A 19,441-nucleotide genomic window follows, 5' to 3' on the forward strand; every position below is an offset into this window, starting at 1 on the left:
GCGACTGGTGCCCCGGTTTGAACCGGGGCACCGCCAAGGTTTCTGTGGTTCAGGAGCTGGAGAGGAAAGTCATGAACACATTGCGCAGGAAAGTGACCGGTCTGGGATTCGCCGGCCTGGCATTGCTTGGACTGAGCGGCTGCTTTGAAGGCGAGCTCAGTGAGAACGAACAGAGCATCATGTCGGATCAGCCGTTCGCCTACGTGGTGCGGGACTATCCGGACATGGGCGATACTTCGTCGCTGAACTTGCGGCCGCCGCTGGATCCGCGGGCCCCCTATGCCTTCAATCCGGGGGCGAAGCTGATGGTGCGCGACCGGATTGCCCTGAGTTCCTCCGAGCGCAATATCCTCGACCGCTACTTTGGCGGCAGCGGCTACGACGTCAAGGACCTGGACGTGTCGGCCGATGGCGAGCGGATGGTGTTTGCCGCCCATGGCCCTGCCGGTAACGCCTCACACAGCACCTGGAACATCTACGAATACACCTTTGCCAGCGGCGAGATCCGGCGCATCTTTGCCGATGACGACGTGGCCAATGCCGGCGAAGACACCAACCCGACCTACACCAACGAAGGCCGGATCATTTTCTCCTCGTCCCGCCAGCATGGTCGTGGTGACTGGCGCCTGCTGGACCTGCGGGAGTATCTGGAAGACTTCAATGAGCCGGCGTCGCTGCTGCACTCGGTAAACCGGGATGGCAGCAACCTGGCGCAGATCACCTTTGGCCAGTTCCACGACATCGAGCCGGGTACCATGAACGACGGCCATGTGGTGTTTATCCGCTTCGGTCGCATCTACGAGACCCTGCAGGACTGTACCCTGGAGAACATTGATAACCCCAACTTCAACACCCATCCCCACGGTGGCGGCTACGGTCAGGGCAATGGCAACGGTTTCCCCTCCGGGCTGGAAGAGCCGAAAGAGTGGACCGTAGAGGACAAGTGCGGCGCCTCGCTGGCCGGCCAGGTGGAAGGTGAACGGGTTTTTGTCGAAGACGTGCTCAGCATGTACCGCATCACCCCCAGTGGCGGCAACGTACACCGCTACTTTGGCAGCCTGAGCGAGGAATTCTCCGATGCCTCATTCATCCACTACATGGATCCGATCCCGCTGGATGACGGCAACCTGCTGACCATCATGCGCCACGTCTACAACCCGATCTATGGTGGCGACGTGGTCAAGGTGAACAGTGCCAACTTCTTTGCGGTGGGCAAGCCGGTGGCCGAATCGGTGATCGGCGAGGCGGAAGAATCCATGACTCCGGGTCTGGTGAACTTCTATCCCAGCCAGGTTTCGCCAGCGGGCTGGTACAGCGCCGTTGCGCCCTATGGTGACGGTACCGGCCGTCTGCTGGCCAGCTGGGCCCAGTGCCTGGTGACCGACAGCACCATTACCGGCGCCTGCGAGGGTTCCTCGACCGTTGATAACCTCGGCGAACCGCAATACGGCATCTGGATGGTGGATCCGGCGCAGAATACCCGGCTGCCGGTGGTGCGTGGTCACCAGAATGCGCTGTACACCGACGTGGTGATTGCCGACCGCAACGAACTGGCCCGCCCCTACACCGGCAACCAGCACAATCTGGACCTGGAAGAGAATACCGCGCTGTTTCACATCCGCAGCGTCTACGACATGGACGGCGCCGATATGGCGGCGTTGTACGACGGCGGCATCGAAACCCGCCGTGATCCGTCCCTGACCCATCCCGATGACCGTTCCGAGCGGTTTATCCGGGTCCTGGGCAAGCGCAGCATTCCACCGCTGCTGGAGCAGGCCATCCTCTCCGACCCGATTCTCAACCCGGCGGAAGGCCCGCAGCCGCCGCTCGGGCTGACTCCGCTGATCGGCTCCGGTGATCGCAATCTTTATGACATCCTGTCCTACGCCATGGTGGAGCCGGACGGCTCGGCGATGGTGAAGGTGCCGGCGGATACCAGCTTCACCTTCGAAGTGGTCAACAAGTATGGCAAGCGGGTCGACCTGATTGCTGCCCCCGACTACAACTACAACTACCTGATCCAGCACCCCCAGTCCCTGCTGCTGGAAAATGGCGAAGTGCTGAAGTGTTACGGTTGCCATGACCCGGAAGTGGACATTCCCCACGCCCGGACGGACGTGGAACTGGCCTCGGCCAACCCGGGGGCGCCGGCCGCTGCCATGCCGTTCCCCAATGCCAACCCGATGATCATCGCCCAGAACTGGAAAGACACCATGGCGGAGGCGCTGGTGGACTCGCTCAGTTATCTGCCCACCACCTGGGCCGACGACATGCGTTACGAGGATTTCTGGAGCAACCCGCCGGATGCCAGCTTGGCCTTCAGCAATCCCTATTCCGGGCTGACGACCCCGGTGCCGGCAAACGATCCGTCGTGCCTGACCAACTGGACGAGTAACTGCAAGGCCACCATCAACTACGTCGAGCACATCCAGCCGATCTGGAATGCCTGCCGGGTGGACCCGAACCAGAACGTGGTGACCTCGTGCCAGAACTGCCATCGCGCGGCCGAGAGCAAGTCCTGCGCTGCAGGAGTCGGCGGCGGCGGCCCCGGCACCGGCCTGATGCTGGGCTCGGGCAACGCGTCCTGGGACGGTCGCCAGCTGGAGTCGTATGTCGAGCTGTTCAAACCGGATTATTACATCCGCGAGACCACGACCGGAGACTGGGTGGAAGTGGATGAGACCAATCTCGATGCCGAGTGTCCGGACGGTATCCAGGGTGACATGACGGTGTTGCCGGATCCGGGAGTGTGCTTTGCCCGTCGCCTGATGAGCGCCCGTGGCGCCATTGCCAGTGCCCGTTTCTTCAGCCTGTTTGATAACGACCCGGACGACGACGAGTACCAGGTGGAAACCACCGGCACCGAGGCGATCCGCCAGAGTCATATGGGCATGCTGAGCAGGGCCGAACTGAGGCTGATCGCCGAGTGGCTGGACACCGGTGCCCATCTCTTCAACGATCCCGACAAATTCGAGTTCCCGGTGGAATAACAAGAAGGAAAACGACCGTGACAGTAGCAATGAGCCAGACTGACGTCATCTACCTGGACAGCTGGGCGCTGCCGGACTTCGAGCTGGAGCGCCAGGGCTGGGGTATCCCGCCGCGGGAATCCTGGCAGGTGGACCGCAAGTTCCGCCAGATCCATGCCGCGCGCAAGAGCAGCACCCTGTTCAAACGCTTTAACCGGCATTACCTGGCGATCTCCCGCCACCGCGGCCGCAGGGAACTGCCGGAGCAGGTCATCGACCTGGCGTTTGTCGAAGCCGAGGCCCGCGAGGTGCGGGATTTCAAGGCCAGGTTGTGGTTGCTGGCGGCCTGCCTGCTCACCATTCCGGTGGCGTTCACCGGCCTGATGCCGGTGGCACCGCTGTGGATGTTACCGCCGGTGCTGATTGCGGTGGCGCTGGTGGCCGTTGCCCTGCGGCTGCGCAAACATCATTACGAGTTCCGCGCCCTCAACAGTGACGTGGTGGTCTTTACCGTGGATGCCGGCGTGCCGGCCAAGGAAGACGCCGAGGCCTTTGTCCGCGACCTGTCGCTCAGCATCGCGGATGCCCAGCGGGTACTGCCTGCGGGCAAACAGCGGATTCCGGTGGCGGTGGCGGAAATGCGCCGGCTGGCAGAGCAGGGAATCATCAGCAAGGACGACTACGAAGCCATCAAACGCAACTGGTTCCGCAGCTGACGCCTGCGGCCTCTACCCCGTGTTGCGGGTGGGGGGGTGAGGGAAGGGTGCCGGTTTGCCCGCGCAAGCGGGAAACCGGCTTAAAGGGACAGACCCAAGGTCAGTCCCTGTCGACTGTTCCACTCAGGGACTGACCTCAGGTCTGTCCCCGTTGGCGGTCCAGGCTACAGCTTGGCGAAGGCCGCGTCGAAATCGGCAGCGGCGGCATCGGTAAACTCGAAAGTTTGCCGGATATACGCCAGGGTGCTCTTTTCGGTCTCGGTAACGCCGGGACCATCCTGGGCGGATTTGAACAAATCGGCCACTTCATCCTTGGAAAGCTTGCCCTCACCGCGGCCAGTCGTGTGCTTGCGGGCGAGATCCAGCAGTTCTTTTTCGTATTTTTGACCGTCTATCGTTTCGTAAGCCATAACCAAACAACTCCATTTGACATCTGATCAGCACTAACCCGAACGATTCGCTGCCCGGGCCGGCAGTGAGGGCGAAAGCACGGACCACAAAACCGAACGTTCATTAACATCCAAGCACACAGACCATGGTTGCGCAAATTTTGACCTTGCCGGGCCCGTGCTGGGGCTGATCAGTGCTCGGGAAAGCTCGTCCAACCCTCCAGCCAGCTCTTCGATGCCACCGGACTGATTGCACCAAAGTACACCGCAGACTCATCAAAAAACTCGCTTTGTGGCGGCGGGGTCGCGGTCTGCATGTGCTTCATCAGCACCTTCGGCACAAAACTTGGATTAACCTCGTCAGCGGCGCTGGCGAACAGCGCGGATTCCACTTGCGATTCGTTCCTGTTGCGGGCGGTTCCCAGCCACGCCTGCTCGTCAAAGCCGAAGTCATCATCCTCGGCTTCGTGGTCGATCTGGCCTAGGTGCCCGATACTGGCGAACAGGTTGTTGCTGAAGGTCAGCAGTGAGCGGCTGGTCAGTGACAGGGCGTCATCCCGGGTGTCGAGCGCCTCGATACCGAAGCTGTCGATCAGCATGTTATGGAAATGGCCGCCGCTGCCTTCCCGCAGCACAATCGCCCGGTGTTTCTTCTCGGACACCCCCGCGCCCACCAGCGTGACATTGTAGAAGCTGGGTTCGGAGCGGGGCAGGGCTTCGTGTTTTTTGCCGTTGTTGTCACCCTCGAAGGCATTGTCGCCGGTGGCCTTGTGTTGCTGGATGACGGCAAACTGGACGTTACCGGTCCAGCCCCAGTCCCAGTCGATACTGTCGTCACCGGCACCGGTCACCACAATGTTCTTGAGGTCGACACTGCCGCCGAACATCTCGATGCCATCATCCAGTGAGCGATGCACCTGGACGTTGCGCACAATGGTGTTCTTGCCGCAGCCGCCAAGCGTTAGGCCATTGAGTTCGTTGTCCTTGTAGACCTCGAAACCGGCAAACTCGATCCGGGTGAATTCGATGACGCCACAGGAGTGCTCCCCATCCTGGCCGCCAAACGCGCCCCGGGCCTCCCCTTCGGGCAGGCCTTCAATGGCGGCACCCGGCTGGTTGACCGGCGCCTTGCCGAGCAAGACCACTCCACCCCAGTCGCCCCGGCCGCGGCTGCCTTTGGCCTCGGCACTGGTGAACACAACCGGGCTCTCGGCCTTGCCGCGGGCAAACAGTTTGGCCGACGGCGTGACAATCAGCGCCGCGCCGTTCTCGCCTTCAATGGTGACGCCGGGCTCTATGGTCAGGCTGGCGTTTTCGACGTAAACGGTGTCTGTAAGGACGTAGCGCTTTCCGGATGCCCAGGTGGTGTCTGCGACGATGTCCGAATCGATGCGGACCACCCGGTTCTCAAAGGCCGTGAAGCCCACGGCGACGCCCGCCATCGCGGCGACTGCCAGTACCGCCGGGAAATTGCGGCGGAGCCAGCTTCTGTTCTCAGAGCGCTCGGCTGGGGTAATCGCCAGCCGGTTGATGCTTTCTTTCACCATCAACGGCTGGTTGTCATCGTTGGCCCGGATTTCCCTCACCAGCGCCTTGAGCTCTTTTGAACCGGATTGCTCGACGCGCCGCAGCACGTCCTGGCGATAGGCCGGCTCCTTCAGCAGGGTGTTCAGGTGCACGAACTCGATGCCGGGGCAGCCGCCTTTATCAATGCGACGCTTCAGGCGCCAGAGTTTTTCGACAAGTAGGGAAGAATCTCCAGACATTTGCTACCGCTCTCTTAAAAAATGGTAAGCAAGAGTCTAGGAAGGTTTGATGACTGTCCTGTGAAACCTGTCGTTGCAGACGGGTCGTTGGCGGTTCAGGTCAAGCCCGCCGGTCGGTATGATGCAGTTCACATAATGGGTCTGGTGGCGATGTTCCGCAGGGGGTGGCGGCGGCATTCCGCCGGCGAATCTGGGATAATTGACGGCCTTGCCCCAGGCCCACCGTCGAATGTGAGCCCGACGCTGAATTGATGCCACATAGAAAGGATTTGTTTATGAAAATCAGTAGTATTCTTTGTGTTTCCGCGCTTTCTCTTGGCCTTTCGGTGCTTGCCCCCGTTGCACTGGCCGATCGTGGAGCGAGTCCGGGTGAGCGCCTCGCTGATGAGATTGTCGGGGACATCATCGACCGTACCGCGGATGCGGCGCGGGATGAGGTTCGTCGCCAGATCGGTATTGACCCGCTGGAGCGTGGTTATGGCGACCATGAGCGCTCCCACCGTGCCCCTTCGAGGCTATCCGATGAAACCCGCCGTGAGCTGTATGCCCTGGATGAAGAGCATGACCGCAAGATTTCCCAACTCGAACGCGAGCTGGAGCAAAAGCTGAACAAGGCGGAAGCCGAGTTTCGCCGGGAAGCGGCAAGGGAAGACAAGCCGGAGAAAATTGCCGAGAAGCGCGACAAGCTGCGCGAAAAAGTCGACAAAGCCCACGACAAGTTTGAAGAAAAAGTGCGCGAAGAGAATGATCGTTTCGACCGCAAGCGCAACAATCTTCTGTCCAAACACGATTGATGACCAAGTCCAATCACCGGCCAGTGACCTGGCCGGTAGTCCCGATCATGGAGTTTCCCCTAATGATGCGCAACGTTTTCAAACTGGCCGCCGTGTGGCTGTCACTGTTCTTGCTTACCGCCTGTAGCGGACCTGAAACCCCCCAGGAAGTCACCGAGGCCTTCTGGCAGGCGGTCATGGAAGATGATGCCGATGGCGTGGCCCGTTACTCCACCATGGCCACCCCGGCCGAGTACCCGCAGCTGGAAGCTGACTGGTCGGCTGCAAGCCTGGCGCTGGGCCGCACCGTTATCGAAGAGCGTGAGGCTACCGTGGTGACGGTCTTCAAGGGGATCGAGGGAGCCGGCGACGAAGGCCGGGAAGTGGCGACCTATCTGGTCCTGCGGGATGAGCAATGGAAAGTAGACTACCAGCCCACCGCGGATGCCTTCGCGGCCCGCTCGGCCCTGCAGAAGTTTGTGGGCGAGCTCGGCCGGCTGAGTGACCAGATCAAATCCAGTTTCAGCCGCTCGTCCGATGCCCTGGCAGAACGGATGGACGACATGGCCAGCGAAATGCGGGCCCTGTCAGACTCCGCCACCGCAGAAGCCAGCGCCGCACTGGAAGAATACAGCGAGCGGCTGCGGAAACACATCGAGGAGCTCACCGAGTCCCTCGAAGAGGCGCTGAAGGACGAAAAACAGGCCAGCCCCCAGGACCGCGAACTGCTGGAAACCTCCATCCGCGACCTGAACACCCGCAACGCGCAACTGGAAGACCCGGATTTCGAGTCCATTGCCGCCAGCAGCACCACCGTTGCAGAAACCCGCGTGCGCCTCCAGGCGCTGGATCAGCAGGTCTTTGCCGATTACGAGGAGGACTGGCAGGAGTGGGTCGAGGACATCGAACAGGACGTCAACGACCTGCTTGAGGATATCCGGGCGGGGTTGCGGAAAGGTTAATAGAAAACTGCGCTCGAGAAACGAGAAAAGCCCCTGAAATCAGGGGCTTTTCTCTTGGAAGGTGGTGGAGACGGCGGGAATTGAACCCGCGTCCGCCAGCACTAGGCCTTGAGATCTACATGCTTAGTGTCCTTCTATTGATTTAACCTCAGGCGACCCGAAGGCCAGGGTGCGAGAGGCGAGCTCTTTGAATCTTAGCCGTTAACCAGTGAGCTCTGGTTAGCGGAGCATCCTATTAGCGATGACGTCCTGGAATGTAGCTACTGAGTTATAGGCATCTCAGCCAGGACGACTGGAACGGCTTACGCCGCCAGTGCGTAGTTTTCGTCGTTTGCGACTATTAAATTGCAGCTTTGGATTTACGAGATTGGCTGCCATCTCGACATGCACCCAAGGGTTCGTCACCAGCGTCGAAGCCAAGTCGTCCCCTCTTGACTGAGTATATGTGGGTGGCTACCGAAACTTCAAGGGCCGTGCCGTTAAAAGCCAAAATCAGGGCTGCGCAGTTGTACCTACCCGGCGTCCTGCTTGCCGGTCACGCTGCCGTGGCGGGTTGCCCGTTCCAGCAGTTCGGCAAAGCTCTCGCGGAAGTAGCCGGTGAGGGCTTCCGGGTCCGCCTGGATGCTTTTATCGAGGGTGATGCCGAACTGGACGGTCCCTGCGTAGCTCAGCACGCTCATGCCGATTCCGATGTCGCCGCTTTGCGGTACCCAGAACATGGGCTGCTTGAGCCGGGCACCGGCCAGGTACACCGGTTCTTTCGGGCCCGGAACGTTGGTCAGCACGGCTGAGGCCTTGTGGCTGAGCAATTTCATGGCCCGACGTTCTAGCATGTCCGGGCCCTGGCCAAACAGGTCCAGCAGGCTGTAGGTCACCTGGGCCTGGTAGGAGCGTTTCAGCCGGTTCATGTTCTCCTGCACCTGGCGAAAGCGCATGATCGGATCCGTCACTTCCACCGGTAGGGTAACCAGCACCAGACCGAACTGGTTGCCGAGGGTCTCGATGGGCTTGTTCAGCGGGCGCAGGTTGAACGGCACCGCCACCCGGATGCCGCAGGGGGGGATGGCTTCACCGGTTGCCAGGAAGTGCCGGTGAACGGCCGCGGTGACCACGCTCAACAGCACGTCGTTCACGGTGCCGTTCAGGGAGCGGGCACACAGCTTGACCTCGGCCAGGCTCAGTGGCGTGGCCCAGGCCACCCGTTTGCGACCGCTGAGTGCCCGTTTCAGTCCGGTCCGGGGTTCGAAGGGGGCGAGGCCCAGCTTGACCAGGTCCAGGGCAATGTTGCCGGCTGCGCTGGCCAGTTTGATGGGGTAGTCCGGCTCGCGGGCGACGGATTGCATGAACAGTCGGCCTTGCTCAAGGGCGGTCTGGCCGCTGTCGATGACCCGGCGGGCAAACTGCTGCAGGCCCAGGGTGCGGGATCGTGCGGCCTCCTTGATCGGTACGATGTGGTGGACCTTGGCGTCGGGCGTCGGGTCGGTCAGTGACAACAGTACCCGTACCAGGGAGATGCCATCGGCAATGCAGTGGTGGATCCGGATCAGCAGGGCGCAGCCACCGTCATAGCGGTCGATGTAGTGCATCTGCCAAAGTGGCCGGTTAAAGTCCAGGGGCGTGCTGTTGAGGTCGCTGACCAGTTGCTGCAGATCCTGCTGGGTGCCCTTGCCGGGGAGGGCGATGGTATGGATATGATTGTCGATATCGAACAGCGGGTCGTCCTGCCAGAACACCTTGTCGCCTTGTTGCACGACCCGCTGGCGGAAACGGCGGAAACACAGGAAGCGTTCGTTGAACACCCGTTTCAGCCGCTTGAGCGTGATTGGTTGGTCGAGAATCAGTACACCCGAGATCATCATGGGGTTCTCGACGCTTTCCATACGCAACCAGGCGCGGTCAACGGCGGACATTGGAGTCTGCTGTGGCAAGATGATCCCTCCCTTCAGGCTCAGCTCAGGCCCCGTTGGCCTCGCGAATGACCCGCTGCTTCTGCCGGTTCCAGTCACGCTCCTTCTCGGTGGCGCGTTTATCGAACAGCTTCTTGCCTTTTACCAGGGCAATCTCGCACTTCACCTTGTTGTTTTTCCAGTACAGCGCAAGCGGAATGCAGGTGTAGCCGCTCTGGTTCACCTTGCCGATCAGCTTGGCGATTTCCTTGCCATGCAGCAGCAGCTTGCGGGTGCGGGTCGGGTCCGCAATGACGTGGGTCGATGCGGTACTCAGCGGCATAATGTGGGACCCCAACAGCCAGGCTTCGCCGTCCTTTAGCAGCACGTAGGCATCGGTGAGCTGGCCCTTGCCGGCGCGCAGTGATTTCACTTCCCAGCCGAGCAGCGCGAGCCCCGCCTCGAAGCGTTCCTCGATATGGTACTCGTGTTTGGCCTTTTTGTTCAGGGCGATGGTGTTGCTGGGGGTTCCGGGCTTCTTTTTGCTCATGTATCGGTAATCCGGGGTTCGGATGATGAATGCGGCCGGTAGTCACGGTTCCGGCAAAGCCGCCATTGTAGCCCAGGAGGGGCAAGGCGGTCACGAAATCGGCAGATTGTGCGGCGATGGTCGTCCCGGTTTGATGACTTCCGCTACAATACCGATTCCATATGATTCAGGGTTCGGAATGCCGACACCATACGAGACAGCCATCGGGTCGTGGACCCGGCGATCCACTTTTTTCTGGGCAGCGACGGGGGCGACCGTCGGGCTCAGCAACCTGTGGCAGTTTCCCTACCTGGCCCGCAGTCATGGTGGCGGCGCCTTCATTCTGATCTACCTGGCCTGCCTGCTGCTGGTGACCCTGCCGCTGATGTTGACGGAAACCGCTATTGGCCGCCATTCCCGTCATGGCATCGTGCTGGCGATGGACGGTCTCATCCGCAGTGCCCGCCAGCCCCGCTGGTGGATGTGGGCCGGTCGCCTCAGCATCCTGTCGGCGTTCCTGGTGCTGTCGTTTACCGTGGTGATCGGTGCCATCTGCCTGGCCTATGTGTTCTATGGTGCGCTCGGGCGCTTCAGCCCGGGCGACGAACTGGGAGCGGCAGCCCTGCTCAACGATCTGGTAGCCAATCCCTCCGACTACCGCGAGTTCATGGCCTGGCACGGTTTCTTCATCGTGCTGGTACTGTGGGTTTCGGTGCAGGGTGTGGTGGGCGGTCTCGAGCGTGCGCTGCGGGTGGTGGTGCCGGGGTTCCTGGTCCTGCTGCTGGCATTGCTCCTGTTCAGCGCCCGCCATGGGGATGTGCCGGCGGCGCTGCAGCACATGCTGTCGTTCCGCACCGACGATGTGACCTGGGCCAGCCTGCGGGCGGCGTTGTTTCATGCCTTCTTCACCCTCGGCCTGGGCATGGGGGTCTGGGCGATCTTCGGGTCCTATATGCCGGCGATTGCACCGCTCAAACGGTCTGTGGTTGCAGTGGTCCTGATGGATACCCTGATTGCGGTGATGGCGGGGCTGGTGTTGTATGCCCTGGTGTTGCCCCATGCGCCCGCGTCGGGGGAACAAGGCTTCGCCCTGCTGTTCCTGGCCTTGCCGGTCAGCCTGGCGGAACTGCCGGGCAGCCAGTTTGTCACAGCGGCGTTGTTCCTGTTTGTGGTGCTGGTGGCGTGGACCACCTCGCTGGCCCTGCTTGAACCGGTGGTGGGCTGGTTTCGCGAATGGACCGGGGCGCCCCGTGGCTGGAGCGTCTTTATTATTGGTTCATTTACCTGGTTTGTCGGTCTTGGCTCGATGTTTTCCTTCAACATCTGGTCCGATCGGGTGCTGTTGGGCGGTACCCTGTTCCGGTGGCTGGAGATCATTGCCAGTGGTTTGCTGATTCCGGTGGTCAGCATCCTGCTGGCGGTGTTTGTCGGCTGGATCCTTACCCGCAGCCTGGCATTCCGGCTGATCGGCAAAGCTCCCGGGCTGCTGGCCCGGATCTGGTATTGGGTGCTGCGGGTGGTGTTGCCCCTGGTGGTTGCCATGATTGGTGTGTCCTACAGCTACGCATCGCTGCGGAACCTTTGTGACAACGGCTCGTCCGGCGTCTGGTGCCAGCCGGTGGAAGTCACCATGCCGGGCTTGCGGGAACCGTTCAATGCCAGTGGGGAAGCTGCAGAAACGCGCAAGGGTGGTCCGGGCATCGACACCCCGGGGCCGCTGGATCAGCGCCGTCCGCCGCGCCGGCCGGCCCCGGACCGTGAGGAAAATGCCCCCAACCCGGAGCAGATGCTTTATCATAGTGCGTGAAACTCGAGTCGCACTATTAACTCAGGACTGCAGCATTAATGCCCCATCAGATCGATAAATCCGCCTTGGTGATGCACTCGGCAGAGCGCATGTTCCACATCGTCAATGATGTTGCCCGTTACCCGGAGTTTCTGCCCTGGTGTGCCGGTACGGAAATCCACCAGCAGACGGATTCGGAAGTCATGGCATCCATCGAGATTGCCAAGGGAGGTGTCCGCCACCGCCTCACCACCCGCAATCAGTTGCTGGTGCCGGCGGGTATCGAGATGACCCTGGTTGACGGGCCGTTTCGTGATCTGGCGGGGCGCTGGCATTTCCAGTCGCTGGATGCCAACGCCTGCAAGGTTGTTCTCAGCCTGCAGTTCGAATTCTCCGGGTCGCTGGCGCGCATGGCGTTTGGCACGGTGTTCAGCCAAGCCGCAAATACCATGGTGGATGCCTTCTGTCGCCGCGCTGACGAGGTGTATCGCGGGGTAACCGCATGATCCGGGTCGAGGTTGCCTATGCGACGCCGGAGCGACAGGAAATCCGCCAGCTGGAAGTGCCGGACGACGCAACTGCTTACGATGCCGTGGTGCTCTCGGGAATTACCGGGGTGTTTCCGGAAATCGATCCGGAGAGCAATGACATGGGGGTGTTTGGCAAGGTGGTCAAGGAGCCGAAGACTCACACGCTGCGGGAGGGTGACCGGGTCGAGATATACCGGCCATTGAAGATCGATCCGAAACAGGCCCGGTTGAACCGGGCCCGAAAGAAGGAAATCTGAGCCGAGGCTTTGCCGTCAGTAAGCCGGGGTTTCTTTCAGCAGCTCTGCCTCGTGGTGGGTGTAACGGTCGTTTTCGTAATAGACGACCACCCGCTGCTCCCGGATGTCTCCGCCGCCCTTCTGGAACGTATAGATGTAGTATTCCTGTGACGGATCCACCGGGCTGATCATGATGGGCGTTCCGAGAACCGAGTGGACCTGGCTGCGACTCATGCCGGCGGCCAGTTGAGTCAGCTCTTCTTCGGTCAGGATGTTGCCCTGCTGTACGTTGATCTTGTACACGCCGGGAAACGCACAGCCTGCCATAATGAGAGTGAGAATGAGAGCTGTGAGCTTTTGCATCGGTGGGGGAAATCCTCTATCTTGAAATCGCCTGCCCCGGGCAGGTGTGACACGGGTTAACCGTTAAATGCGGCTTCATCATACCGGAAGCCGGGGACACACCAAAGAGTGAAGAGCAACATGTCATCTGAAAACGCCGAATTACGCAAAGTCGGTCTGAAAGTCACACTTCCGAGGGTGAAGATCTTCAACATCCTTGAAAGCGCAACTGAACATCATCTCAGTGCGGAAGATGTGTACAAGAAACTGCTGGAGCAGGGGGATGACGTGGGTCTGGCGACGGTCTACCGGGTTCTGACCCAGTTCGAGGCCGCGGGCCTGGTGCTGCGCCATAACTTCGAAGGCGGTCACGCGGTTTTCGAAATGGCCCGTGACGACCATCACGACCACATGGTCTGTACCCAGACTGGAGAAGTGGTCGAGTTTGTCGATTCGGTCATTGAAGAGCGCCAGAAGAAAATCGCTGCAGAACATGGCTTTGAAATTGTTGATCACAGCCTGATTCTCTACGTCAAGCCCATCGGTAAGTAAGTCCCGCCGCAGTTCAGGTTCGGGGTTGCTGCCCCGGGCCCTCCCTTGCTCCGTCGTTTGCTGTCAGCCAGACCCGGATGGTAATGGCCTGCCAGCCATCTACCTGTCGCCCTCAGGCAAAAAAAGGCGGGCAAATGCCCGCCGGAAAGCTCTCAGGGTCGAGAGGGGAATGTGTGCTCTTTTGCAGTGGCCGCCCTCAGTGGTGGGTGGCCTGGCCCTTGCTGAACATTTCCCTGGCGTGGGCAATGGTCTGTTCGGTCATGTCCACCCCGCCCAGCATTCGCGCTACTTCGCTGATGCGGCGCTGGTCGTCAAGTGATTCGATGCGGGAGAAGGTGGCATCCTGCTCGGTAAATTTGCTGACAAACAGGTGTTGATGGCTCTGGGCGGCTACCTGGGGCAGGTGGGTGACGCAGAGTACCTGGCCATTGCTGCCCAGGGCCCGCAGCAACCGGCCGACCACTTCCGCAGTACCGCCGCCGATACCCACATCCACCTCGTCAAACACCAGGGTCGGGGTGGTGGACGTCTGGGCAACCACCACCTGGATGGCCAGGCTGATCCGTGACAATTCACCGCCTGAGGCAACCTTGGCCAGCGGCCGGGCCGGCTGACCCGGGTTGGCGCTCACCAGGAACTCGATGTCTTCAAGGCCATGTGGCGCCGGCTCAGTGCTATTGTCGCGGTTCAGGTGGGTGACAAACTGCATCGACGGCATGCCCAGCTGTGCCAGTTCGCTGGCAATGCGCTGATCCAGCTCGGTGGCTGCGGCCTGGCGCACGACCGACAGTTCGCTGGCCAGGGTGTCATAAGCCTGTCGCTGTTTCGCCAGTTCCTCCTCCAGCTGTTCGATGCTGCCTTCGCCCTGGTCGAGGGCGGCGAGTTCTTCGGCGAGCTTGCTGTGCAGCTCCGGCAGCTCCTCCGGATTGATGCGGTGCTTGCGCGCCATCTGGTAGATCGCGCTGAGGCGCTCTTCCACCTCTGCGAGGCGGGCCGGGTCAGCATCATAGTCTTCGACAAACCGGCGCAGATTGTCGCCGGCCTCACTGACCTGGATCTGGGCGTCGGTCAGCATCTGGATGGTTTCTGCCAGCGCCGGTACCTCCGTGGGGAGTTGCTCAAGCTGGTTGAGGGCCTGGCGTAACAGGTCGGCGGCGCTGTTGTCATCCTCGGTGCACAGCAGGGCGGCCTGGTGGCTGTTGTGAAGCACTGTGTCGGCGTGGCTGAGCTGTTCCTGCTCCTGTTCCAGTTGCGCCTGTTCGCCTGCTTCCAGGGCCAGGCGGTCGAGCTCTTCCACCTGATAGCGGAGCAGCTGCAGACGAGCTTCCGCTTCGTCGGCGTTCTGCTGGCGTTCGCTGAGACGGGTACGACTCCGCTGCCAGATTTTCCAAGCCTCCCGGGTCCGGGCGGCGAGCTCTTCGGCCCCGGCAAATTCGTCGACCAGCTTGCGGTGGGTGTCTTTGCGCAATAGAGACTGGTGCTGATGCTGGCTGTGGATGTCCATCAGCAGGCTGCCCAGGTCCCGGAGGTGGTTGAGGGGGCAGGGCTGGCCATTGATATAGGCGCGGGAGCGACCATCCCGGCTGATAACCCGACGCAGGATGCAGTCGGTTTCGTCATCCAGTTCGTGTTCTTCGAGCCAGGCTCTGGCTTCGGCGATGCGGGAGACGTCAAACGAAGCCGTGATGTCAGCGCGCTTGGCGCCGTGCCTGACGGCGCCGGCATCCGCCCGGCCGCCCATGGTCAGCCCCAGCGCGTCCAGCACGATGGACTTGCCGGCGCCGGTTTCGCCGGTCAGTGCGGTCATGCCGGCATTGAATTGCAGCTCTACCCTTTCGGCAATGGCGTAGTTTGAGACCGTGAGTTGCATGAGCATGCGGATCATCTCCCGTTTGCGATTGGCGGGCGCCGGCCTGGCACCCTCACAAAATACTGGTTGTGCATACAGTGACTGTGAATATATACAGGCTTTTGCCGGTTTGCAAACTCCAAATTAGTGGGCGGCAGCGCTTGAAACTGCTCAAACGGGCCCCATATCGGTTCGCAAGTTGTGTCAGTCCGGCCAGAGTTGTCCGGACGCCGTCATTAACCGGTCTTGCCCGCACAGGGGTGCCAGGGCCGCCGTCAATAATCAGGAGTAGCTGATGAGCGCTGACGAAAACCGTAACGAACAGGTCGAGGAAGAACTGAAAGGGGCGGCCGGGGAAAATCCTGGCGTTGAAGAGGGCGAGGCGACTGCCGGTTCCGCAGGCGAAGAAAGTGAAGTGGCTGTGCTGAAGGCACAGGTCCAGGAATTCCAGGACCAGATGCTGCGCTCCCAGGCGGAAATGCAGAATGTCCGCAGACGTGCCGAAATTGATGTTGAGAAGGCGCACAAGTACGCCCTCGAGAAGTTCGTGAAGGAGCTCCTGCCGGTGGTGGACAGTCTGGAAAAGGCGGTGGAGAGTACTGCCGGCAGCGAGGACGCTGGCGAGTTGGTGGCGTCCATTCGCGAAGGGGTGGAGATGACCCTGGGCCTGCTGATGAGCAGTCTGAAAAAGTTCAATGTCGAGCAGCTTGACCCGGTGGGTGAGCCGTTCGACCCGCAGTGCCACGAAGCCATGTCCATGGTACCGGCGCCGGGTGCTGAACCGAACAGCGTGGTTGCAGTGGTGCAGAAAGGCTATCTGCTCAATGAACGCCTGGTGCGCCCGGCGATGGTCGTCGTCGCCAAGGCGGCAGATTGATCAAAAGTTAACGAACAGGCTTGAAAAGCAGAGCAAAGCGCCAATATAGGCAGTAAACAGAGCGCGGGCCGGGGCAGCTCCCGGCAGCAAAGCAAATTGCCGGAACCGGATTGAAAACGAATCGGAGTGAATAATGGCTAAAATTATTGGTATCGACCTGGGAACCACCAACTCCTGTGTTGCCATCATGGATGGTGACAAGGTCAAGGTTATCGAGAACGCCGAAGGCGATCGCACTACCCCGTCCATCATCGCGTACACCGAAGACGGTGAAACCCTGGTTGGTCAGTCTGCCAAGCGTCAGGCCGTAACCAACCCGGCCAACACCCTGTACGCCATCAAGCGTCTGATCGGTCGCCGGTTTGAAGATGATGTGGTTCAGAAAGACATCAAGATGGTGCCCTACAAGATTGCCAAGGCCGACAACGGTGACGCCTGGGTTGAGGTGAAGGGCCAGAAGATGGCACCGCCCCAGATCTCGGCAGAAGTGCTGAAGAAAATGAAGAAAACCGCCGAAGATTATCTGGGCGAGAAGGTGACCGAAGCGGTCATCACCGTTCCGGCCTACTTCAACGACAGTCAGCGTCAGGCCACCAAGGATGCCGGCAAGATTGCGGGCCTGGAAGTGAAGCGGATCATCAACGAGCCGACCGCCGCTGCCCTGGCCTATGGCATGGACAAGCAGAGCGGTGACCGCACCGTAGCGGTTTACGATCTCGGCGGTGGTACCTTCGACCTGTCCATCATCGAAATCGCCGATGTTGATGGTGAGCATCAGTTTGAAGTTCTGGCCACCAACGGTGACACCTTCCTGGGTGGTGAAGACTTCGACCTGAAAGTGATCGAGTACCTGGCAGACCAGTTCAAGAAAGACAGCGGTATCGACCTGCGCGGCGACTCCCTGGCGATGCAGCGTCTGAAGGAAGCGGCCGAGAAGGCCAAGATCGAGCTGTCCAGCAGCCAGCAGACCGACGTGAACCTGCCGTACATCACCGCAGATGCGTCCGGTCCCAAGCATATGAACGTGAAGCTGACCCGTGCCAAGCTCGAGTCGCTGGTGGAAGACCTGGTCCAGCGCAGCCTGGAGCCGTGCCGGATCGCCCTGGAAGACGCCGGCATGAAGGCAAGCGAAATCGACGAGGTCATCCTCGTTGGTGGCCAGACCCGGATGCCGCTGGTGCAGGAAAAGGTTAAGGAGTTCTTCGGTAAGGAAGCCCGCAAGGATGTGAACCCGGACGAGGCCGTCGCCATGGGTGCTGCCATCCAGGCCGCCGTACTGTCCGGCGACGTAAAAGACGTCCTGCTGCTGGACGTGACTCCGCTGACCCTGGGTATTGAAACCATGGGCGGTGTGGCGACTCCGTTGATCGAGAAGAACACCACGATCCCGACCAAGAAATCGCAGACCTTCTCCACCGCGGATGACAGCCAGACAGCGGTTACCATCCACGTGGTTCAGGGTGAGCGTAAGCAGGCTGCCCAGAACAAGTCACTGGGCCGTTTCGACCTGGCTGACATTCCGCCGGCACCGCGCGGTGTACCGCAGATCGAAGTCACCTTCGACATCGACGCCAACGGTATCCTGAACGTGTCCGCCAAGGACAAGGCTACCGGTAAGGAGCAGTCCATTGTGATCAAGGCTTCTTCCGGCCTGAACGATGATGAAATCGAGAAGATGGTGCGCGACGCCGAGGCCAATGCCGAGGAAGATCGCAAGTTCGAGGAGCTGGTGCAGGCCCGTAACCAGGGTGATGCCATGGTTCACGCGGTTCGCAAGACCCTGAAGGATGCCGGCGACAAGGTTTCCGACAGCGAGAAAGAGTCTATCGAAGCGGCAATCAAGGATCTGGAAGAGGCGCTGACCGGTTCCGATAAGGAAGCCATCGAAACCAAGACCCAGAAGCTGACCGAGGTGTCCTCCGAGCTGGCGCAGAAGATGTATGCGGACCAGGCGGAGCAGGCACAACAGGCCGGTGGTCAGGAAAGTGCCCAGTCCGGCGCTGCGGACGATGCGGTTGACGCCGAGTTCGAAGAAGTCAAAGACGACGACAAGCGTTAATTCGGGCGTACTTCAGGCAGTCGGAAAACGCGGGGGGAACTTCCCGCGTTTTCCTTGTTTTATCAACAAGGTTTTCAGAGCATGGCCAAGCGCGATTATTACGAAGTTCTCGGGGTATCCCGGGACGCGGACGAGAAGGAAATCAAACGGGCTTATCGTAAGCTCGCGATGAAGTATCACCCCGACCGTAACCCGGACGATGAGGAAGCCGAGAACAAGTTCAAGGAGGCGAGCGAAGCTTACGAAATCCTGACGGATTCCTCCAAGCGTGCGGCATACGACCAGTTCGGCCACGCCGGTGTCGATGGCCAGGCCGGTGGCGGCTTTGGTGGTGGCAGCGGCAGTTTCTCCGACATATTTGGCGACGTCTTCGGCGACATCTTTGGTGGAGGCGGTCGCGGCCGCAACACCCGGGGCGCGGACCTGCGTTACACCCTGGAGCTTGACCTGGAAGAAGCCGTCAAGGGCAAGACCGTCCAGATTCGCATTCCCGGCCATAAGGAATGTGATGCCTGCGAGGGCAGCGGGGCGGAAAAGGGCTCCCGGCCAGAAACCTGCGGTACCTGTAATGGTATGGGGCAGGTGCGGATGCAGCAGGGATTCTTTACCGTGCAGCAGGCGTGTCCGACCTGTCGCGGGTCCGGCCAGATCATCAAGAACCCCTGTAAGGTCTGTCATGGTCAGGGTCGGGTTCAGGAAGAGAAAACCCTGTCGGTCAAGGTGCCCCCCGGGGTCGATACCGGTGACCGGATCCGTCTCTCCGGAGAGGGCGAAATGGGCATGGATGGTGGCCCGTCCGGTGACCTGTACGTGCAGATTGCGGTGCGTGAGCACGCTATCTTTACCCGCGATGGCCGTAACCTCTACTGTGAAGTACCGATCAGCATCGTGGATGCCGCCCTCGGTGGCGAGCTGGAAGTGCCGACACTGGATGGCCGGGTGAAGCTGAAGATCCCCGCGGAAACCCAGACCGGCAAGTTGTTCCGCCTGCGTAACAAGGGCGTCAGTCCGGTGCGTGGTGGCCCGGCAGGGGATTTGCTGTGCCGGGTGATTGTGGAAACTCCGGTTAATCTGACCAAGCGCCAGAAGGAACTGCTGGACGAGTTCCAGCAAACCCTCGATGCCGGCAGCGGCACCCAGCATGCGCCGAAGAAAACCTCGTGGTTTGAGGGCGTGAAGCACTTCTTCGACGAAATGAAATTCTGACAGAGCGTCAGCCA

17 protein-coding genes and 1 other RNA gene are annotated in these 19,441 nt (G+C 60.6%); 11 read left to right on the forward strand and 7 right to left on the reverse strand.

All coding sequences use genetic code 11. The annotated features are described in order from the left end of the window. The first annotated feature begins 71 nt into the window (after nt 1-71). Complete coding sequence (locus CLH61_RS05610) at nt 72-2,990, forward strand: hypothetical protein (protein WP_099613741.1); 2,919 nt, start codon at nt 72-74, stop codon at nt 2,988-2,990. Between the two features lie 17 nt (nt 2,991-3,007). Beyond that, complete coding sequence (locus CLH61_RS05615) at nt 3,008-3,685, forward strand: hypothetical protein (RefSeq protein ID WP_143752096.1); 678 nt, start codon at nt 3,008-3,010, stop codon at nt 3,683-3,685. A gap of 164 nt (nt 3,686-3,849) precedes the next feature. Here CLH61_RS05615 and CLH61_RS05620 read toward each other — a convergent pair whose 3' ends face one another. Together CLH61_RS05620 and CLH61_RS05625 are read right to left on the reverse strand one after the other, a co-directional pair. Further along, complete coding sequence (locus CLH61_RS05620; RefSeq protein WP_099613743.1) at nt 3,850-4,095, reverse strand: hypothetical protein; 246 nt, start codon at nt 4,093-4,095, stop codon at nt 3,850-3,852. 170 nt (nt 4,096-4,265) lie between these two features. Continuing rightward, nucleotides 4,266-5,840, reverse strand: a complete 1,575-nt coding sequence (locus CLH61_RS05625) for a hypothetical protein (protein WP_099613744.1) — start codon at nt 5,838-5,840, stop codon at nt 4,266-4,268. A gap of 275 nt (nt 5,841-6,115) precedes the next feature. Here CLH61_RS05625 and CLH61_RS05630 point away from each other — a divergent pair, with 275 nt between their 5' ends. Together CLH61_RS05630 and CLH61_RS05635 are read left to right on the forward strand one after the other, a co-directional pair. Further along, entirely contained in the window at nt 6,116-6,634 is a 519-nt protein-coding gene (locus CLH61_RS05630) for a hypothetical protein (RefSeq protein ID WP_099613745.1), read from the forward strand. Between the two features lie 62 nt (nt 6,635-6,696). After that, nucleotides 6,697-7,575, forward strand: a complete 879-nt coding sequence (locus CLH61_RS05635) for a hypothetical protein (protein ID WP_143752097.1) — start codon at nt 6,697-6,699, stop codon at nt 7,573-7,575. A gap of 62 nt (nt 7,576-7,637) precedes the next feature. On the opposite strand, the gene ssrA is transcribed toward CLH61_RS05635, so the two are convergent. The 3 genes from ssrA to smpB form a co-directional block, all read right to left on the reverse strand. Further along, nucleotides 7,638-8,004: a transfer-messenger RNA gene (gene ssrA, locus CLH61_RS05640) on the reverse strand. An 83-nt stretch (nt 8,005-8,087) separates the two neighbouring features. Beyond that, nucleotides 8,088-9,485, reverse strand: a complete 1,398-nt coding sequence (locus CLH61_RS05645; protein ID WP_099613747.1) for a WS/DGAT/MGAT family O-acyltransferase — start codon at nt 9,483-9,485, stop codon at nt 8,088-8,090. Nucleotides 9,486-9,528: 43 nt separating this feature from the next. Further along, nucleotides 9,529-10,011: an SsrA-binding protein SmpB gene (gene smpB / locus CLH61_RS05650; protein ID WP_099613748.1), complete on the reverse strand. Its 483-nt coding sequence runs from the start codon at nt 10,009-10,011 to the stop codon at nt 9,529-9,531. A 178-nt stretch (nt 10,012-10,189) separates the two neighbouring features. On the opposite strand from smpB, the gene CLH61_RS05655 reads away from it, so the two are divergent. Genes CLH61_RS05655 through CLH61_RS05665 form a run of 3 tightly spaced genes read left to right on the forward strand, consistent with a single transcriptional unit; the run spans nt 10,190 to nt 12,563 of the window. Then, the gene (locus tag CLH61_RS05655; protein ID WP_099613749.1) at nt 10,190-11,797 is read left to right on the forward strand and encodes a sodium-dependent transporter; all 1,608 of its coding nucleotides are present in this window, start codon (nt 10,190-10,192) and stop codon (nt 11,795-11,797) included. 38 nt (nt 11,798-11,835) lie between these two features. After that, a complete protein-coding gene (locus CLH61_RS05660) occupies nt 11,836-12,282 on the forward strand; it encodes a type II toxin-antitoxin system RatA family toxin (protein ID WP_099613750.1) in 447 nt (148 codons plus the stop codon). After that, entirely contained in the window at nt 12,279-12,563 is a 285-nt protein-coding gene (locus CLH61_RS05665; protein WP_170003615.1) for an RnfH family protein, read from the forward strand. The genes CLH61_RS05660 and CLH61_RS05665 overlap by 4 nt, the downstream gene beginning before the upstream one ends. A 15-nt stretch (nt 12,564-12,578) precedes the next feature. Here the strand turns inward: CLH61_RS05665 and CLH61_RS05670 are convergent, their stop codons facing one another. Further along, nucleotides 12,579-12,905, reverse strand: a complete 327-nt coding sequence (locus tag CLH61_RS05670) for an outer membrane protein assembly factor BamE (protein ID WP_099613751.1) — start codon at nt 12,903-12,905, stop codon at nt 12,579-12,581. 120 nt (nt 12,906-13,025) lie between these two features. Here CLH61_RS05670 and fur point away from each other — a divergent pair, with 120 nt between their 5' ends. Then, entirely contained in the window at nt 13,026-13,436 is a 411-nt protein-coding gene (gene fur, locus CLH61_RS05675) for a ferric iron uptake transcriptional regulator (protein WP_099613752.1), read from the forward strand. Nucleotides 13,437-13,632: 196 nt separating this feature from the next. On the opposite strand, the gene recN is transcribed toward fur, so the two are convergent. Continuing rightward, the gene (gene recN / locus CLH61_RS05680) at nt 13,633-15,312 is read right to left on the reverse strand and encodes a DNA repair protein RecN (protein WP_099614189.1); all 1,680 of its coding nucleotides are present in this window, start codon (nt 15,310-15,312) and stop codon (nt 13,633-13,635) included. A gap of 268 nt (nt 15,313-15,580) precedes the next feature. On the opposite strand from recN, the gene grpE reads away from it, so the two are divergent. From grpE to dnaJ, 3 genes are all read left to right on the forward strand, one after another. Then, complete coding sequence (gene grpE / locus CLH61_RS05685) at nt 15,581-16,162, forward strand: nucleotide exchange factor GrpE (protein ID WP_099613753.1); 582 nt, start codon at nt 15,581-15,583, stop codon at nt 16,160-16,162. Nucleotides 16,163-16,295: 133 nt separating this feature from the next. Then, nucleotides 16,296-18,221 carry a molecular chaperone DnaK gene (dnaK, locus tag CLH61_RS05690; protein ID WP_099613754.1) on the forward strand — a complete coding sequence of 642 codons (1,926 nt, stop codon included), beginning with the start codon at nt 16,296-16,298 and terminating at the stop codon, nt 18,219-18,221. 81 nt (nt 18,222-18,302) lie between these two features. Continuing rightward, the gene (dnaJ, locus tag CLH61_RS05695; RefSeq protein ID WP_099613755.1) at nt 18,303-19,427 is read left to right on the forward strand and encodes a molecular chaperone DnaJ; all 1,125 of its coding nucleotides are present in this window, start codon (nt 18,303-18,305) and stop codon (nt 19,425-19,427) included. The last annotated feature ends 14 nt before the right edge of the window (nt 19,428-19,441 follow it).

The organism is Marinobacter profundi (genome assembly GCF_002744715.1).
GTDB classification, from domain to species: domain Bacteria; phylum Pseudomonadota; class Gammaproteobacteria; order Pseudomonadales; family Oleiphilaceae; genus Marinobacter; species Marinobacter profundi.

What these genes read in the sequence shown, in the direction of transcription:
- smpB (WP_099613748.1), bottom strand. Translation starts at nt 10,011, where the DNA reads ATGAGCAAAAAGAAGCCCGGAACCCCCAGCAACACCATCGCCCTGAAC.
- CLH61_RS05660 (WP_099613750.1), top strand. Translation starts at nt 11,836, where the DNA reads ATGCCCCATCAGATCGATAAATCCGCCTTGGTGATGCACTCGGCAGAG.
- CLH61_RS05635 (WP_143752097.1), top strand. Translation starts at nt 6,697, where the DNA reads ATGATGCGCAACGTTTTCAAACTGGCCGCCGTGTGGCTGTCACTGTTC.
- grpE (WP_099613753.1), top strand. Translation starts at nt 15,581, where the DNA reads ATGAGCGCTGACGAAAACCGTAACGAACAGGTCGAGGAAGAACTGAAA.
- CLH61_RS05670 (WP_099613751.1), bottom strand. Translation starts at nt 12,905, where the DNA reads ATGCAAAAGCTCACAGCTCTCATTCTCACTCTCATTATGGCAGGCTGT.
- CLH61_RS05665 (WP_170003615.1), top strand. Translation starts at nt 12,279, where the DNA reads ATGATCCGGGTCGAGGTTGCCTATGCGACGCCGGAGCGACAGGAAATC.
- CLH61_RS05630 (WP_099613745.1), top strand. Translation starts at nt 6,116, where the DNA reads ATGAAAATCAGTAGTATTCTTTGTGTTTCCGCGCTTTCTCTTGGCCTT.
- dnaK (WP_099613754.1), top strand. Translation starts at nt 16,296, where the DNA reads ATGGCTAAAATTATTGGTATCGACCTGGGAACCACCAACTCCTGTGTT.
- CLH61_RS05645 (WP_099613747.1), bottom strand. Translation starts at nt 9,485, where the DNA reads ATGTCCGCCGTTGACCGCGCCTGGTTGCGTATGGAAAGCGTCGAGAAC.
- CLH61_RS05655 (WP_099613749.1), top strand. Translation starts at nt 10,190, where the DNA reads ATGCCGACACCATACGAGACAGCCATCGGGTCGTGGACCCGGCGATCC.
- CLH61_RS05620 (WP_099613743.1), bottom strand. Translation starts at nt 4,095, where the DNA reads ATGGCTTACGAAACGATAGACGGTCAAAAATACGAAAAAGAACTGCTG.
- fur (WP_099613752.1), top strand. Translation starts at nt 13,026, where the DNA reads ATGTCATCTGAAAACGCCGAATTACGCAAAGTCGGTCTGAAAGTCACA.
- CLH61_RS05610 (WP_099613741.1), top strand. Translation starts at nt 72, where the DNA reads ATGAACACATTGCGCAGGAAAGTGACCGGTCTGGGATTCGCCGGCCTG.
- CLH61_RS05625 (WP_099613744.1), bottom strand. Translation starts at nt 5,840, where the DNA reads ATGTCTGGAGATTCTTCCCTACTTGTCGAAAAACTCTGGCGCCTGAAG.
- dnaJ (WP_099613755.1), top strand. Translation starts at nt 18,303, where the DNA reads ATGGCCAAGCGCGATTATTACGAAGTTCTCGGGGTATCCCGGGACGCG.
- recN (WP_099614189.1), bottom strand. Translation starts at nt 15,312, where the DNA reads ATGCTCATGCAACTCACGGTCTCAAACTACGCCATTGCCGAAAGGGTA.